A 14227-nucleotide genomic window follows, 5' to 3' on the forward strand; every position below is an offset into this window, starting at 1 on the left:
GCCTTCTCTCACGAGCGGGTCATCCGGGGTTCTCCAGCGTGGACAGATCCCCTTCGGGCAATCCCAGTTCCCGGGCCCGCAGCAGACGGCGCATCACCTTGCCGCTGCGCGTCTTGGGGAGGTTCTGCTCGAACTCGATCTCTCTGGGAGCCACCGCGGGCCCCAGCCTCCTGCGTGCGAACGCCAGAATTTCCCGCTTGAGGGACGCGTCGGGGGCGAGCCCCGGACGGAGGGAGACGAATGCCTTGACGACAGCTCCCACGACCGGATCCGGGCGGCCGATGACGCCGGCTTCCGCGACGGCGGGATGCTCCATCAGAGCGCTCTCCACTTCGAACGGGCCGATGAGGTGTCCTGCCGACTTGATGACGTCGTCGGCGCGGCCGACGAACCAGAACCACCCGTCCTCGTCGCGTTTCGCAAGGTCGCCGGTGAGATACCAGCCGTCCGCGAAGCAGGCGCGGTAGCGGGCCTCCTCGTTCAGATAGCCCCGGAACATGGAGGGCCAGCCCGGGCGCAGGGCCAGCTCACCGTCGACACCCGCCTCGGTGATGACGCGAACGCGTCCTCCGGTGACCTCGGCGCGTCCGTCCTCACCGCGTTCGAGCAGAGCGGCCTCCACACCGGGCAGGGGCCGTCCCATGGAGCCGGGCCGGATGTCGCTGGCCGCGAAGTTGGCGATCATGATCGCTCCGGTCTCTGTCTGCCACCAGTTGTCGTGGACCGGCAGGCCGAGCACCTCCTGCCCCCACAGGACGGCTTCCGGGTTGAGCGGCTCGCCCACGCTCGCGATGAATCGAAGGGCCGAAAGGTCGTACGGTCCGGGGAGCTGTCGGGTGCCGTCCCTGGGGGTGGCGCGCATCAGCATGCGGATCGCGGTCGGTGCCGTGTACCAGACCGTGACCCGCTGGTTGTCGAGGATCCGGTACCAGCGGTGGACGTCGAAGTCCCCCTCGTCCACCACGACAGTCGCGCCGTGGGTGAGCGGGGCGATGATCCCGTAGGAGGTACCGGTCACCCACCCGGGGTCCGCCGTACACCAGTAGACGTCCTCCCGGCGGAGGTCGAGCGCGAAGGCCGCCGTCGCGTGGTGGGCCACGACCGCATCGTGGACATGGACCGCGCCCTTGGGCGTACCGGTCGTGCCGCTGGTGAAGTGCAGCAGCGCCATGTCCTCCGGATCCGTGGGCGGGACGGCGTACTCCTCGGGTGCCCGCTCCATGAGCTCGGCGAAGGAGACGGTGCCGGGCGGCGGATCGTGGACCGGGCCAACGAGCAGGACGTGATCCAGACGCGGCAGGCGCTGCCTGTTCTCCTCGACCTTGCGCCGGTACAGGGCCTCGGTGGTGACAAGAACCCGGGCGTCGCCCAGCTCCAGCCGCTGCCGCACGGGCTCGGGCCCGAAGGCCGAGAAGAGCGGGCACAGCACGCGTGCGCTGCGCAGCGTGCCCAGGACCGTCGTGTACAGCTCGGGGCAGCGGCCCAGGAGCGTGAAGACCCTTTCCTGCCGCCCCACGCCCAGGGCCGTGAGTAGGTTGGCGAAGCGGCCCGTGAGGCCGCCCAGCTCGGCGTACGTGAGGCGGGTGACGGTGTCGTCGGCTGCGATGCAGCGGAGCGCTTCCCGCCCGCCATGGCCTGCCACCAGGTGCCGGTCGACGGCCTCGTATCCGATGTTCAGCCCGCCTCCTGGGAGCCCGGACAGCCAGGATCGAGCCCGGTCCCAAGTGAAATCCGTACGGGCCTGCTCGTAGTCCTGGAGCATGAAGACGGCATCGGGTCCGGAATCTTTGTGGATGATCGAGTGATCCATGGCCGGGTCTCTCTCCTCGCCTTGGAATCTTCAAGGAGACAGCGTCACGTTGGGTGACGGCCGTAAGCGCGGCGAGCGGTCTTCCGGGCGTCCCCCGGACGGTCCACACCGGACGTCGCGGTTACAGAGACATCCCCAGGGCGCTTCGGTGTGGTGGGGTGAGCAGGGAGTCATCGATGCGGGCCGTCAGGCGGGGGGCGACTGCGACCACACCGTCCAGCTGGCTGGTGAGGCGGATCAGGACCGGAACCTGGCTCTGTCTCTCCAGCCGGCCCTCCAGCGTCACGATGCCGTCGACCACGTGGACGGTGACCGCATCGGCGCCCAGCCCCATGGTGTCCACGAGTATGTCCGCGACCACGCGGTGTCGTATCTCCGAGTCCGGTCGCAGGAAGAGCCAGAGCAGGTCACGGCGGGTGACGATGCCGACGAGGCGGTCCTCGTCGTCCACGACCGGCAGTCGCTCGACTCCCCGGCGGGCCATCAGCCGGGCGGCTCCTGCCGCGGTCTCGTCCGCGTGAACCGTGACGGCCGGTGCGGACATGGCCTCACCAGCGGTGAACGTCACCTCGGACGGGAACACGGCCCCACCTCGGCCGGCACCGGGCTCTTCGCCCAGCGGTGGGTGATCGGAGGCTACGCGACCGATCAGGTCGCTCTCGGAGACGACGCCGAGCACTCGGTCCTCGTCGTCGAGGACCGGCAGTCCGCTGATGTCGTGCTGAGCGAGCAGCTTGGCGACATCCTTGAAAGGGGTGGACGTCAGAACCGAGACGACCTCGTCGGTCATCAGGTCTCCGACCTTGATGTGCTTCATGAGGCACCTCCTGCCGTCACAGCGATCCACCCGGAAGGGAAGGCCGGAGGACGCCGATAACCACGATCCGCCGAATGCCACGAGAGGAGGAGGGCCGAATGGTCCGCAGCCGGGCCCGATCGGACCCGTGCCGCAGCCTCCTGGCGGAGGAGCCCGAAGAACCGACCCGAGAGCCGGACTCCTGGCGGCTCTCTGAGGAGGAACCATGGAAGGCACCACGAGCAGCTCTGAACTCGGCGCCGTCATCGTCGGCGTCGACGGCTCCGAACCGGCCCGCCAGGCAGCGATGTGGGCAGCGGCGGAGGCCGTACGCCGCGAGCGTCCGTTGCACATCGTGCACGGGTCCGACACCGACGGCCGGGTCCTCTACGTCTCGGCGAAGACCATCGAGCATGTCCGGCGGGCCGGCCGTGAACTGCTGGACGCCACGGTGGCCGCGGTCACGGAGCGGTTTCCCGGCCTGCAAGTCAACCCCGAGTTCAGCCGTAGCGCACCTGTCCCGAGCCTCCACCAGTCCGCGGGCCTCCACGGCACCATCGTGGTCGGCAGCCGGGGGCTGGGCGGTTTCAGCTCCCTCATGCTCGGATCGGTCGGCCTCAAGGTCGCAGCGGGAGCGAAGACGCCCGTCATCATCGTCAGAGGCACCGAGAACGGCGCCGACACGGGTGCGGTGCTCGCCGCTGTGCGCGACGAACACGACCTCGACTGCGCACGGTACGCCGCACGCGAGGCACAGATCCGCGAGGGCTCGCTACGGCTGCTGCACGTGTGGAACATCCTGCAGTCCGTCGGCGAGGTCGTGACCCTGCTCGACGACGTGGAGGAAATCGCCAACGAGCAGGTCCATCACCTGAACGCCGTGGCGGACCGGATCCGCGAGGAGTTCCCGGACCTGACCGTGCAGGTGGACGCGGACAAGAGCACGTCAGTGGCTTCTGTACTGGTTGAGGCCTCGCGCCAGGCGGACCTGCTGGTGATGGGCGGCCGACGGTCACCCAGCTACCTCGGGCCCACCCTCGGGCGGGTCACGCACAGCCTGGTCCACCATGCCCACTGCCCCGTACAGCTCATTCCGCGCCACACGGACAAGGATGGGAGCGAATCGTGACCGACGCGGACGAACACCAGGAGATCGTCGTCGGCATCGACCCGGCCAGGGACTGGCGTCTGCCCGTGGCCTGGGCGGTGGACGAGGCCGGGCGACGCCGGCTACGGCTGCGACTCGTCGTAGCCGTACCTCCCCAGCACGACACGCAACACGTCGACGACACGCCGCGCAGCATCGCCCTGCACCAGGAGGCCTCGGACGCCCTCGGCGCGGCTGCCGCCTGGAGCAGGGAGCGACACCCGGAGGTCGAAGCGGTCGTGGATCTCGTCGAGGGGTTCCCCGCTCCGGCGATCGGTCGACTGTCGAGGCGGGCCCGCATGATCGTGCTCGGCTCCCGTCACCTGAGCCGGACCTCGGAGTTCCTCAGCGCCGGCTCCCTGGTCGTCCCCGTCAGTGCGCAGGCGCAGTGTCCGGTCGTCGTCGTGGGCGACGCCGAGCACGTCACTCAACAGCCGCCCTACCTGGTGGTGGGCATCGACGGAAGCGAGTCCTCGAAGGCGGCCCTTGCGATTGCGTTCGAAGAGGCCGACCTCAGGGGGGCCAAGCTGCGTGCCGTGTCGGTGTGGCAGCCACCGCTGTTCCTGCACCACGACGAGGAGGCCGCGCTCCAGGGGCAACGACGCATGCTGTCCGAGACGACGGCAGGTTGGTCGCAGGAGTACCCGGACGTCGTGTTGACGCACGAGGTGCTGACCGGTCACCCGGTGGAGGAGCTCGCCGGTGCCGCCGAGCACGCCCTCGCCGTGGTCGTGGGCCGTCGAGGCAAGGGCGGTTACACGGGCATGCGACTCGGATCGGTCGTCCACGGGTTGCTGCACCGGGCGCACTGCCCGGTGATCACGGTTCCCGTGCGGTGAGGACTGCGTGACGACGCCCGCCGCCCGGTGCACCGAGCATCGTGGCGGTACGACAGAAGTCGAACCGGAACCCGAGATCGGACAGCGCTGAGCCCTCAGGCGGTACTCACCGAGGGACGGTCTGCGTGACGCGCCACAGCCGCCGGGGGAGGCCGCCCTCCTCGAAGGCGGCGACCTCGTCCAGAGTCCAGCTTCTGGCGAGGGCGTCGACCAGGTCGCGGGGGAAGAAGTGGACGGCGAAGCCGCCGTGTTCCCAGATGTCGTCTCCGTGCCCGGCACCGGCCTGGTAGTGCGCGTCCCCGGTGTGACGGACGGTGTAGACGAAGACTCCGCCCGGCCGCAGTACCCGTCGCACCTCGGCGACCAAGGCGTGGATCTCCTGGGTGGACAGCGCCATGCAGAGCAGCATGTGCGCGAACACGGCATCCACCGAGGTGTTCGCGAGCGGCAGAGGCTCGCGGACGTCGTGGACCGCTGTGGTGACCCGCCCCGCGACGTCTTGGGCCGCGGCGGCTTCGCGCAGCTGCTCCAGACCCGCCGGGCTGAAGTCAGTGGCCAATACGGAGAATCCCTGGCGGGCGAAGTACAGCGCATCACGGCCGTGGCCGGCACCCAGCTCCAGCACCTTCCTGGCACCGACGGTCCTGAAGACGGCAGCGGCATGGACCGCTGGATCGGACGGCTCCTCGCCGTACATGCCGGGATGATCGCCGTAGGTCTGCTGCCAGTGCGCACGCTGAACATCGGCCAGCCCCTGCTCCGACTCCGACATGCTGACGCCCTCCTCACCAGGCCGGCATCGAACCGAGCGGCCCCCGCCAGGCCACCCTAGAGGGACACCATGTCGTCACCGCGCCCGCCCGCTGCGCCACGGCCGTCATTGCTGTCGATACTCGGCTTCTGGCACAACTTCTGGGCTCTGTCGCTAATTTGGGGGTAGTTGGGCAACTATCCGGTGTGATGGGTGGGGTTCAGGTCGGGGATCTTCTTCTGCCGGGTGTCGCAGTGGAGATCGACCAGCTGGTTCTGACGGATGTGGAGGTCCGGGTCGCCGTGCGATCAAGGGCCGTGTCGGCGGCCTGTCCCGGATGCGGGCGGAGATCTTCGAGAGTGCACTGCTACTACCAGCGGACTCTGGCGGATCGTCCGGTCGCCGGCCGGCGTGTGCGGATCGAGCTACGGGCGCGTCGACTCGTCTGCGGGAACGAGCAGTGTGACCGCCGGACGTTCGCCGAACAGATACCGGGCCTGACGCATCGCCATGCACGCCGCACCGACGCACTCACCGCCCAGCTCACCGACGTGGCCCTGTTCCTGGGCGGCCGGCCAGGCGCTCGCCTGTTCCAGCGCATGACCATCGACACCTGCAAGGACACTCTGCTCCGGCTGATCCGTAAGCTGCCGCTCCCCTCGTCGGGATCGGTGCCGCATCTCGGCGTCGACGACTTCGCCGTTCGCAGGGGACGGACCTACGCGACGATCCTCATCGACATGGCAACCCACCGCCCGATCGACGTCCTGGCCGACCGGGCCGCAGCGACTTTCGCGTCCTGGCTGCAAAACCATCCTGAGGTCCGGATCGTCTGCCGTGACCGTGCAGGCTCCTACCGAGACGGGGCCCAGGTCGGTGCCCCGCAGGCCATGCAGGTAGCCGATGCCTGGCACCTCCTGAACAACCTGGCGCAAGCAGTCGAACGGGTCATCGGACGGCATCGCGCTGACCTGCGACAGCCTCTCACCTCACACGATGACCGGACCGACGACGGCCCGGCCTCCGAGGGCCGCGACCGCGAAGAGCTGGACCTCAACGGGCGGCCACGACCTCTGGTCGCCCGCACCCGCGAACGCCACCAACAGATCCACGAACGCATCCAACGTGGCGACAGCCTTCGCGCCATCGCACGCGACCTGCGGCTCAGCCGCGGCACAGTCAACCGCTTCGCGCACGCCGCAGAAGTCGATGAGCTTCTCCTCGCGGCCATTCATCGACCCGCGCTGATCGATGATTACCGCCTCTACCTGCACCATCGCTGGATGGAAGGCTGCACCAACGCCTCCGCGCTCACCCGGGAAATCCAGCGGCTGGGCTACCGCGGCAACGTCAACACCGTCCGCCGGCACCTGAAGCCCTACCGCCACGGCGCGATCCCACTCACCGCCCCCTTGCCACACCTGACCGTCCGCAGGGTCACCGACTGGATCATGCGCCGACCCGAGCGCCTCAACGATGTTGAGCGAAAGGGTCTCGACGAGCTGTGCGAGCGGAACCCAGCGCTGGCGACGACCGTCGCTTACGCACGCCGCCTGGCACTCATGGTCCGCGACCGCCGCAGTGAACACCTCGCTCTCGACGTCTGGATGGCCGACGTCCGCCTCGATGGACAACGCGAACTCCGCACCCTGGCCAATGGCATGCGACGCGACCGCGCGGCCATCCAGGCCGCCCTCACCACGACCTACACTTCCGGAGCGGTCGAGGGCAACGTCACGCGGGTCAAGCTCCTGAAGAGACAGATGTACGGCCGCGCCAACTTCGATCTCCTACGACGCCGCATCCTGCTCTCACCATGATCAAGAGGCCGTTACCCCCAAATTAGCGACAGAGCCAACTTCTGTGGTGAAGAGCCGACCTTGCGGTGGCGCCCAGGGCGGGAAGGTGTGCTCATTGCGGCCTCCGTTCGGTTCCCCGCTTCCCGTCTGGGGGCAGGCACGGTCATGGGCATGGGCCTATCGGCCCTGGTCGTGCCCCCGAGCGGCCCATGCCCGGACGACACGGGGCGACGGACAGTGAGGACATGGGGGACATGCCCTGAGGGCCGTGTCCCAGACCATCGCAACAGGAGCGTGAGCCATGTTCTGGTACGACCACGGAATGGGCGGATGGGGCTGGGTCGCCATGTCGTTCAGCATGGTCCTCCTCGTGGCCCTGGCCATCGCGGGAGTCGTGCTGCTCCTCCGCAGTGTCGACCGTTTCCCCTCGGGCCCAGTGCAGCCCCCGGCTGCGCCTTCCGCCAAGCAGGTGCTCGCCGAACGGTTCGCCCGAGGCGAGATCGACGAGGAAGAGTACGAACAACGTCTGACCGCACTGCGTGCGCACGGGCCGGGTCAAGGCCGGCCTGGATCGGGAGAGAACTGAACCCACCCTTCCGGGAGGGGGCAGGCCGCGACTGAGGACCTGCGGAATCTTGTTCGTCGCCTGATCCCGCTCGTGTCCATCCCTCTCAGGTGGCGCAGTGGGTTGTTCCCGGCGCGCATCGCGCAGTCAGAGTGGTAGGAATGCCTGGCCTTTGCCTCCTCCCAGCAATCGGGTAGACCATGCGCGGCGCGAAGTCAGTATCGGTAGCAGCGTTCCTCTTCTTGCTCACCACGGGTTGCGCGCGGACCTCAGCAGGGCCGGAGCAAGAGACCCTCTGTCCACCCGAGGTGCGTACGGCCACGGCCACACCCTCAAGAGATGTCGGGCCAACGAGTCAGGTCTCGCTTGGCTCGCTGAAGTGCGCCGACCCAGAAACGGGCATGTCGCTCATCGAAGTCAGCGTTCTCAATCCGCACGCCACCCGAGCGGCCTGGTACGAGGTGACGCTGCAGTTCACGACATCGGAGGGGGCCGTGTTTGCCACCGAGACGGCTTACCTCGGGAGGGTCGAACCCGGCAAGCAGGCAAAGAGGGATGTGGCTGTCGCCAGGCCGGCGATGGGAGACGGCGTCGGCGTGAGGGTTCTTCGATGGGAGCTTGGGTTGTTCGACGCACCGTCCGTCGAGCCTCAGGCGTCGCCACCGGCGACGGCCATGGACGTCTTGGTGAGAGCCCTCGTACGGGCTGGAGCGATTCCGTCCACCACTCCGTACGGAGCGTGTCCCAGTGGATCTCCTCAGGGATATTGGCTCGGCGACCCCGGGAACTGCGGGGTGACGCCGGGGCGCAGGCCCTCTGTGCCGGCTGTCACTCCGGCGCCCGTGTACCCGGGCACGCTCTGCGGGGATGGCTGGGCTTCCCGGTCCAAGGGGAGGGGCACGTGCTCCCACCACGGTGGGCTCGCGCGCTGACGGTCGTGCTGCTCCGGAGGCGGGCGGTCTGGGAGGGAGCTTGAGGCGTCGGCACCCCATCTGGGTGCCGGCGTCTCAGAACGTGCAGCACTGGTTCCCGTGCCGATCAGTACGGCCAGGCCCAGTCCGCGACTTCCGGCAGGTCGATACCGTGCTCGCGGATCCAGTCGTGGTGGCGGATGCGCTGGTCGGTCATGGCCTGGCGCAGCCCCTCGGTGCGGCCCGCGAGGCCGGGGACGCGGTCGAGGACGTCCATGACGAGTCGGTAGCGGTCCATGTCGTTGCGGACGACCATGTCGAAGGGGGTCGTGGTCGTGCCGGATTCCTTGTACCCGCGCACATGCAGGTTCGGGTGGCCGGTGCGGCGGTAGGCGAGGCGGTGGATGAGCCACGGGTAGCCGTGGTAGGCGAAGATCACTGGCCGGTCGGTGGTGAAGAGTGCGTCGTACTCGGTGTCCCTCATGCCGTGGGGGTGTTCCTCGTGGGGCATCAGGCGGGCGATGTCGACGACGTTGACGACGCGGACGGCCAGCGAGGGGAGGTGTTCGCGGAGCAGGGCCGTGGCGGCCAGGACCTCCATGGTGGGTACGTCGCCGGCGCAGGCGAGTACGACGTCCGGTTCGCGGGATCCTCGGTCGGTGCCGGCCCACTCCCAGATGCCGGCGCCGCGCGTCACGTGGGTGCGGGCCTCTCCGATGGGCAGCCAGTCGAAGCAGGGCTGTTTGCCGGCGACGATCACGTTGACCTGGTCGCGGCTGCGCAGGGCGTGATCGGCCACGGCGAGGAGGGTGTTGGCGTCCGGCGGCAGGTAGACCCGTACGACTTCGGGGCTCTTGTTGAGGACGTGGTCGACGAAGCCGGGGTCCTGGTGGGAGAAGCCGTTGTTGTCCTGGCGCCAGACGTGCGAGGTGAGCAGGTAGTTGAGGGAGGCGACCGGCGCGCGCCAGGACAGTTCGCGCGAGGTCTTCAGCCACTTGATGTGCTGGCCGACCATGGAGTCGACGATGTGGGCGAAGGCCTCGTAGGTGGAGAAGAGGCCGTGGCGGCCGGTGAGCAGGTAGCCCTCCAGCCAGCCCTGGCAGACGTGTTCGGACAGGATCTCCATGACCCGGCCGTCCCGGGACAGGTTCCGGTCCGTGGCCTCCGTCATGCCCTGCCATGCCTTCCCCGTGACCTCGTACAGGTCGTCCAGCCGGTTGGAGGCGGTCTCGTCCGGTCCCACGACCCTGAAGTCCCGCCGCCCGGCCGTCTCCCGCATGATCTGCGTGAGGAAGCGTCCCAGGACGCGGGTCGGTTCGTGGAGGGTGCTGCCCGGCTTGTCGACGGGGACGGCGTGCGCGTCGAGCGCGGGCAGCGGCAGCGGCCGCAGCAGCCGGCCCCCGTTGGCGTACGGCACGGCGCCCAGGCGGCGCTCGCCCTCCGGGACACAGGCCAGGACCTGCGCCGTCGGGCGGCCGTCGGCGTCGAAGAGCTCCTCCGGCCGGTACGAACGGAGCCAGTCCTCCAGCTGCTTCAGGTGCCCGGGGTTCTCGCGCACCCTGCCGAGCGGGACCTGGTGGGCACGCCACGTGCCCTCGACCGGGTCGCCGTCGACGGTCGCCGGTCCGGTCCAGCCCTTGGGCGTACGCAGGACGATCATCGGCCAGCGCGCGTACTCCCGTCCCGGGTCGGTGCCCGCCGTCCGGGCTTCCCGCTGGATGAGGGCGATGCGGTCCAGGGCGTGGTCCAGCGCCCGGGCCATGGCGTGATGGACCTGGGCGGGGTCGCTGCCGGTCACGTACAGCGGGTCGTGCCCGTAGCCGCGCAGCAGCGCGTCGAGCTCGTCCTCGGGGATCCGGGACAGCACCGTCGGGTTGGCGATCTTGTAGCCGTTCAGGTGGAGGATCGGCAGGACCGCGCCGTCGTGGACCGGGTCGAGGAACTTGTTCGAGTGCCAGGACGCGGCCAGCGGGCCCGTCTCGGCCTCGCCGTCGCCGATGACACAGGCGACGAGCAGGTCGGGGTGGTCGAAGGCGGCTCCGTAGGCGTGGGAGAGCGCGTACCCGAGCTCGCCGCCCTCATGGATGGAGCCCGGCGTCTCCGGTGCCACATGGCTCGGTACGCCGCCGGGGAAGGAGAACTGTCGGAACAGCGTGCCCATGCCCGTAGCGTCCCGCGTGATGCCGGGGTAGGTCTCCGTGTACGTGCCCTCCAGCCAGGAGTTGGCGAGGACGGCAGGTCCGCCGTGGCCCGGACCCCAGACGCACAGGGCGTCGAGGGAACGCTCCTTGATCACGCGGTTCAGGTGGGTGTGCACGAGGTTCAGGCCGGGCGATGTGCCCCAGTGGCCGAGCAGCCGCGGTTTGATGTGTTCCGGGCGCAGGGGCTCGGTCAGCAGCGGGTTGTCCATGAGGTAGATCTGGCCGACTGCCAGGTAGTTGGCTGCGCGCCAGTGGGCGTCGAGCTCCGAGATGGGGTACGCGGTCATGTCCGCTCCTCCGTGCGGCGGTCCGGAACGTTCGTCGACTGAGCCGATGCCGACACTCTGCACTCGCCGGGCTGCCGTCCGCGAGGGGAGGACCGGCCCTCGGGGAGGGACTGTCGGCCCCTGTGCGGAACGGACCGTCGCGGCGAAGGTGGGTTCAGCGGCGCCGGCACCCCCGGCCGGTGCCGCTCCCTCTGCCGGCCGACCCCGATGCCGCACGCATCAGTACGGAGGACAGACCTGTGAAGCGCACCCTCGTCGTCGGAGTGGACGGATCCCCGGAAAGCCGGGCCGCGGCCGACTGGGCCGCTCGCGAAGCCGTACAGCGCGACCTGCCCCTGCACGTGGTCCACGCCTGGCTGTGGCAGCCGCTCGCACTCCCGCTCGTCCAGGACCGCGACACCGAAGCCCGGCGTGCCGAGGACATCCTGAGGGAAGCCGAGGGAGAGCTCACCCACCGGTACCCGGGGCTTACTGTCACCGCGGAAGTCCTCTCCGACGCGGCGGTGCCGGCCCTGCTGCACGCAGGCAAGGGAGCGGAGCTGCTCGTTCTCGGCACTCGCGGGCACAGTGCCCTGGTCGGCTTCCTGCTCGGCTCGTACGGCCGGCAGGTGATCGCCGCAGCGGAGTGCCCCGTGGTCTCCGTACGCTCCGCGCACGGCAGGCCGGCGGCCGTGCCGGAGGAGGGCGAGGTCGTCGTAGGCCAGCAGGGCGGCGTGGAGGAATCCGCCGAGGTACTGCGCATCGCCTTCGAGGCGGCTGCCGCACGCAAGGCCCCGCTCCGTGCCGTCCGCGTCTGGAGCCTGCCCCCGGTCTACGGCTACAGCCCCGGATCGATGTGGATCGCCGACCAGTTCGGTGGCCTGGAGCCGTACGAGAAGGCCGCGCTGGAGCAGGCGCTGGAGCCGTGGCGGCTGAGGTACCCCGAGGTGGACGTCGTCGAGCACGTGGAGCGGGGCAGCGCCGGCCACGTACTGCTGACCGCATCGTCGGACGCGCAGCTCCTCGTCGTCGGCCGACGGGTCCGCGAGTCGTCGGTGGGGGCGCGCATCGGATCCGTGGCCCATGCGGTCCTGCACCATTCGGCCTGTCCGGTCGCGGTGGTCCCGCACTCCTGACTCGGCCCGGGGGAGGGGGCGGGGGCGGGGTGCGCGACTGTACGGCGCACCCTGTCCTGCCCACCCGCCACCACATCCTCTATTCGGCGGCCGGGACCGGGTGCCGGTTCGGATGTGTCAGCGCGTGACTGGCGATGACGGCGGCCTGGACACGACGTTCCACACCCAGCTTGACGAACAGCCGCGAGATGATGTTCTTCACCGTCTTCTCCGCGAGGTACATCCGCTTGCCGATCTCCCGGTTGGTGAGCCCCTCGCTGACCATGACGAGGATCTCCTTCTCCCGGTCGGTGAAGCCCGGCAGGCCGGGGACCTGCTCCTCCTTGGGGACGTCGCCGCGCATCCGGGCCATGAGCCGGGTTGTGGCGCCCGGGTCCAGCATGGACTGGCCGGACGCGACGGTACGGACGGCAGTGACCAGATCGGTGCCGGTGATCTGCTTCAGGACGTAGCCGGAGGCCCCGGCCATCACGGCGTCCAGCAGTGCCTCCTCGTCGTCGAACGACGTGAGCATCAGGCAGGCCAGCTCGGGCATCCGCGAGCGCAGTTCCCGGCACACGCTCACCCCGTCGCCGTCCTGGAGCCGGACGTCCAGCACCGCCACCTGGGGGCGCAGCGCGGGGATGCGGATCAGCGCCTGCTCCGCGGTGCCCGCCTCACCGACCACGGTCAGATCGGGCTCGGCGTCCAGCAGGTCGTGGACCCCGCGTCGCACGACTTCGTGATCGTCGAGCAGGAAGACCGTGATCGGCGTCTTCGTAGGGGTGAGGGCACCGCTGTCGGTCATGACCAACTCCTTCGCCGGGTTCGTCCTGGGTGCACGGACATCGGCATCCTGCCTCCCGGGGGGGGCCGAACGGACAGGGCCGATCGGCCCTCATCGGTCCGTACTCGGCTCGGCGGGGGCCCGGTCGGCGCTCAGAAGAGGGACCTTCGGCCCTGTCCGGAGGGCCTGCCGGACCTTCCTCGGTGCACCCGGCACCGGATGAACTGATGGCGCACGGGGAACGGCGCGACTCGACGGAGCCGCAAGCAGCGCGGAGGATCCCATGACGACCGCCTTGATCGACCTGAAGACCATGGCACGTGATGACCGCGGTCTGGAAGTCACCTTGTCCGGGGAGCTCGACCTCTACACGGCAGAGCAAGTGGAGCCGCGCCTCCACGAACTCGCACGAGCCGGCCACCGGAACCTGATTCTGGACCTGTGCGGCCTCTCCTTCTGTGACAGCGCCGGAATCGACCTCTTCATCCGTCTGAACCGCCGCTGTCGTGCGTCGGGAACGCGGCTCCTCCTCTGCGATGTGCCGCCCCCAGTGGTCAAGTCCATGCGGGTGCTCGGTGCCGACAGAGATCTTCGGCTCGTCGTCGCGTGATCGCGGTGTCGTCCGGATCCGGAGCCCTGACGTGGACCGTTCGGCCCTGGTTCCCTCACCGGATCGAGAGGGAGGCTGGTGAATCGAAAGCCGTAAGGACCGGTTTGGTACTCGACGAAGGTGCGCATCATGGACCAGGACGGCACGCAGCGCGCCGACGGCCGGGTCCGTGACACGACGCCTGCCCGGCGCATGCGGGAGCTGGACAGGGCCGAGGCGCTCCGGCTGGTGGCGACGGTGTCCCTGGGACGCATCGTCTTCACGCAGCACGCATTGCCCGCCGTCCGCCCGGTCAACCACCTCGTCGAGGACGGGGACATCATCATCCGGATCCACGACGACGGTGCGCTCGCCTCCCTCGTGGCACCCGCCGACGTTCCCGGTGTGGTGGTCGCCTACGAGGCGGATGTCATTGACCCCGACACGCATCTCGGGTGGAGCGTGGTCGTGACCGGGTACGCGAGCCTGGTGGCCGATGCCGGCGAGGCGGACCGCTATGCGGAGCTTCTGCGCCCTTGGGTGGCACAGTCCATGGCCGGTGCTCTGCGGATCCGCCCCGATCTCGTCACCGGATTCAGGCTGGAGGCGGAGGGGACGCGCCCCGCGTCGGCTGCCCGGGGCCGGTCGTGA

13 protein-coding genes are annotated in these 14227 nt (G+C 69.3%); 8 read left to right on the top strand and 5 right to left on the bottom strand.

Annotation, left to right across the window (positions count from 1 at the left end; genetic code table 11):
- Nucleotides 1-19: 19 nt before the first annotated feature.
- Nucleotides 20-1810: an acetate--CoA ligase gene (gene acsA / locus OG386_RS44990; RefSeq protein ID WP_328793020.1), complete on the bottom strand. Its 1791-nt coding sequence runs from the start codon at nucleotides 1808-1810 to the stop codon at nucleotides 20-22.
- A 121-nt stretch (nucleotides 1811-1931) separates the two neighbouring features.
- Nucleotides 1932-2627, bottom strand: a complete 696-nt coding sequence (locus OG386_RS44995) for a CBS domain-containing protein (protein WP_328793021.1) — start codon at nucleotides 2625-2627, stop codon at nucleotides 1932-1934.
- 205 nt (nucleotides 2628-2832) lie between these two features.
- On the opposite strand from OG386_RS44995, the gene OG386_RS45000 reads away from it, so the two are divergent.
- Both OG386_RS45000 and OG386_RS45005 read left to right on the top strand, forming a co-directional pair.
- Nucleotides 2833-3735: a universal stress protein gene (locus OG386_RS45000; protein WP_328793022.1), complete on the top strand. Its 903-nt coding sequence runs from the start codon at nucleotides 2833-2835 to the stop codon at nucleotides 3733-3735.
- Nucleotides 3732-4592, top strand: a complete 861-nt coding sequence (locus OG386_RS45005; protein WP_328793023.1) for a universal stress protein — start codon at nucleotides 3732-3734, stop codon at nucleotides 4590-4592. Before OG386_RS45000 ends, OG386_RS45005 begins: the two co-directional genes overlap by 4 nt.
- Before the next feature lie 106 nt (nucleotides 4593-4698).
- Here OG386_RS45005 and OG386_RS45010 read toward each other — a convergent pair whose 3' ends face one another.
- Nucleotides 4699-5364 (bottom strand): class I SAM-dependent methyltransferase, encoded by a 666-nt coding sequence (locus OG386_RS45010; RefSeq protein WP_266607177.1) that lies wholly within the window; start codon nucleotides 5362-5364, stop codon nucleotides 4699-4701.
- A gap of 188 nt (nucleotides 5365-5552) precedes the next feature.
- Between OG386_RS45010 and OG386_RS45015 the strand changes: the two genes are divergently transcribed.
- The 3 genes from OG386_RS45015 (at nucleotide 5553) to OG386_RS45025 (ending at nucleotide 8639) form a co-directional block, all read left to right on the top strand.
- Entirely contained in the window at nucleotides 5553-7163 is a 1611-nt protein-coding gene (locus OG386_RS45015; protein WP_328786298.1) for an ISL3 family transposase, read from the top strand.
- 280 nt (nucleotides 7164-7443) lie between these two features.
- Nucleotides 7444-7728, top strand: a complete 285-nt coding sequence (locus tag OG386_RS45020) for an SHOCT domain-containing protein (RefSeq protein WP_328793024.1) — start codon at nucleotides 7444-7446, stop codon at nucleotides 7726-7728.
- A gap of 380 nt (nucleotides 7729-8108) precedes the next feature.
- Complete coding sequence (locus OG386_RS45025; RefSeq protein ID WP_328793025.1) at nucleotides 8109-8639, top strand: hypothetical protein; 531 nt, start codon at nucleotides 8109-8111, stop codon at nucleotides 8637-8639.
- 106 nt (nucleotides 8640-8745) lie between these two features.
- Here the strand turns inward: OG386_RS45025 and OG386_RS45030 are convergent, their stop codons facing one another.
- Complete coding sequence (locus tag OG386_RS45030) at nucleotides 8746-11106, bottom strand: phosphoketolase family protein (protein WP_328793026.1); 2361 nt, start codon at nucleotides 11104-11106, stop codon at nucleotides 8746-8748.
- A 239-nt stretch (nucleotides 11107-11345) separates the two neighbouring features.
- Here OG386_RS45030 and OG386_RS45035 point away from each other — a divergent pair, with 239 nt between their 5' ends.
- Nucleotides 11346-12221, top strand: a complete 876-nt coding sequence (locus OG386_RS45035) for a universal stress protein (RefSeq protein WP_328793027.1) — start codon at nucleotides 11346-11348, stop codon at nucleotides 12219-12221.
- A gap of 79 nt (nucleotides 12222-12300) precedes the next feature.
- Here OG386_RS45035 and OG386_RS45040 read toward each other — a convergent pair whose 3' ends face one another.
- Nucleotides 12301-13008, bottom strand: a complete 708-nt coding sequence (locus OG386_RS45040) for a response regulator transcription factor (RefSeq protein ID WP_328793028.1) — start codon at nucleotides 13006-13008, stop codon at nucleotides 12301-12303.
- Between the two features lie 262 nt (nucleotides 13009-13270).
- Between OG386_RS45040 and OG386_RS45045 the strand changes: the two genes are divergently transcribed.
- Nucleotides 13271-13597: an STAS domain-containing protein gene (locus OG386_RS45045; protein ID WP_328793029.1), complete on the top strand. Its 327-nt coding sequence runs from the start codon at nucleotides 13271-13273 to the stop codon at nucleotides 13595-13597.
- A gap of 129 nt (nucleotides 13598-13726) precedes the next feature.
- Entirely contained in the window at nucleotides 13727-14227 is a 501-nt protein-coding gene (locus tag OG386_RS45050; protein WP_328793030.1) for a pyridoxamine 5'-phosphate oxidase family protein, read from the top strand.

This window comes from Streptomyces sp. NBC_00273 (genome assembly GCF_036178145.1).
Taxonomy (GTDB): Bacteria; Actinomycetota; Actinomycetes; order Streptomycetales; family Streptomycetaceae; genus Streptomyces.

Coding starts and splice junctions, on each gene's coding strand:
- acsA (WP_328793020.1), bottom strand. CDS start 1,810: ATGGATCACTCGATCATCCACAAAGATTCCGGACCCGATGCCGTCTTC.
- OG386_RS44995 (WP_328793021.1), bottom strand. CDS start 2,627: ATGAAGCACATCAAGGTCGGAGACCTGATGACCGACGAGGTCGTCTCG.
- OG386_RS45000 (WP_328793022.1), top strand. CDS start 2,833: ATGGAAGGCACCACGAGCAGCTCTGAACTCGGCGCCGTCATCGTCGGC.
- OG386_RS45010 (WP_266607177.1), bottom strand. CDS start 5,364: ATGTCGGAGTCGGAGCAGGGGCTGGCCGATGTTCAGCGTGCGCACTGG.
- OG386_RS45015 (WP_328786298.1), top strand. CDS start 5,553: ATGGGTGGGGTTCAGGTCGGGGATCTTCTTCTGCCGGGTGTCGCAGTG.
- OG386_RS45020 (WP_328793024.1), top strand. CDS start 7,444: ATGTTCTGGTACGACCACGGAATGGGCGGATGGGGCTGGGTCGCCATG.
- OG386_RS45025 (WP_328793025.1), top strand. CDS start 8,109: ATGTCGCTCATCGAAGTCAGCGTTCTCAATCCGCACGCCACCCGAGCG.
- OG386_RS45030 (WP_328793026.1), bottom strand. CDS start 11,106: ATGACCGCGTACCCCATCTCGGAGCTCGACGCCCACTGGCGCGCAGCC.
- OG386_RS45040 (WP_328793028.1), bottom strand. CDS start 13,008: ATGACCGACAGCGGTGCCCTCACCCCTACGAAGACGCCGATCACGGTC.
- OG386_RS45045 (WP_328793029.1), top strand. CDS start 13,271: ATGACGACCGCCTTGATCGACCTGAAGACCATGGCACGTGATGACCGC.
- OG386_RS45050 (WP_328793030.1), top strand. CDS start 13,727: ATGGACCAGGACGGCACGCAGCGCGCCGACGGCCGGGTCCGTGACACG.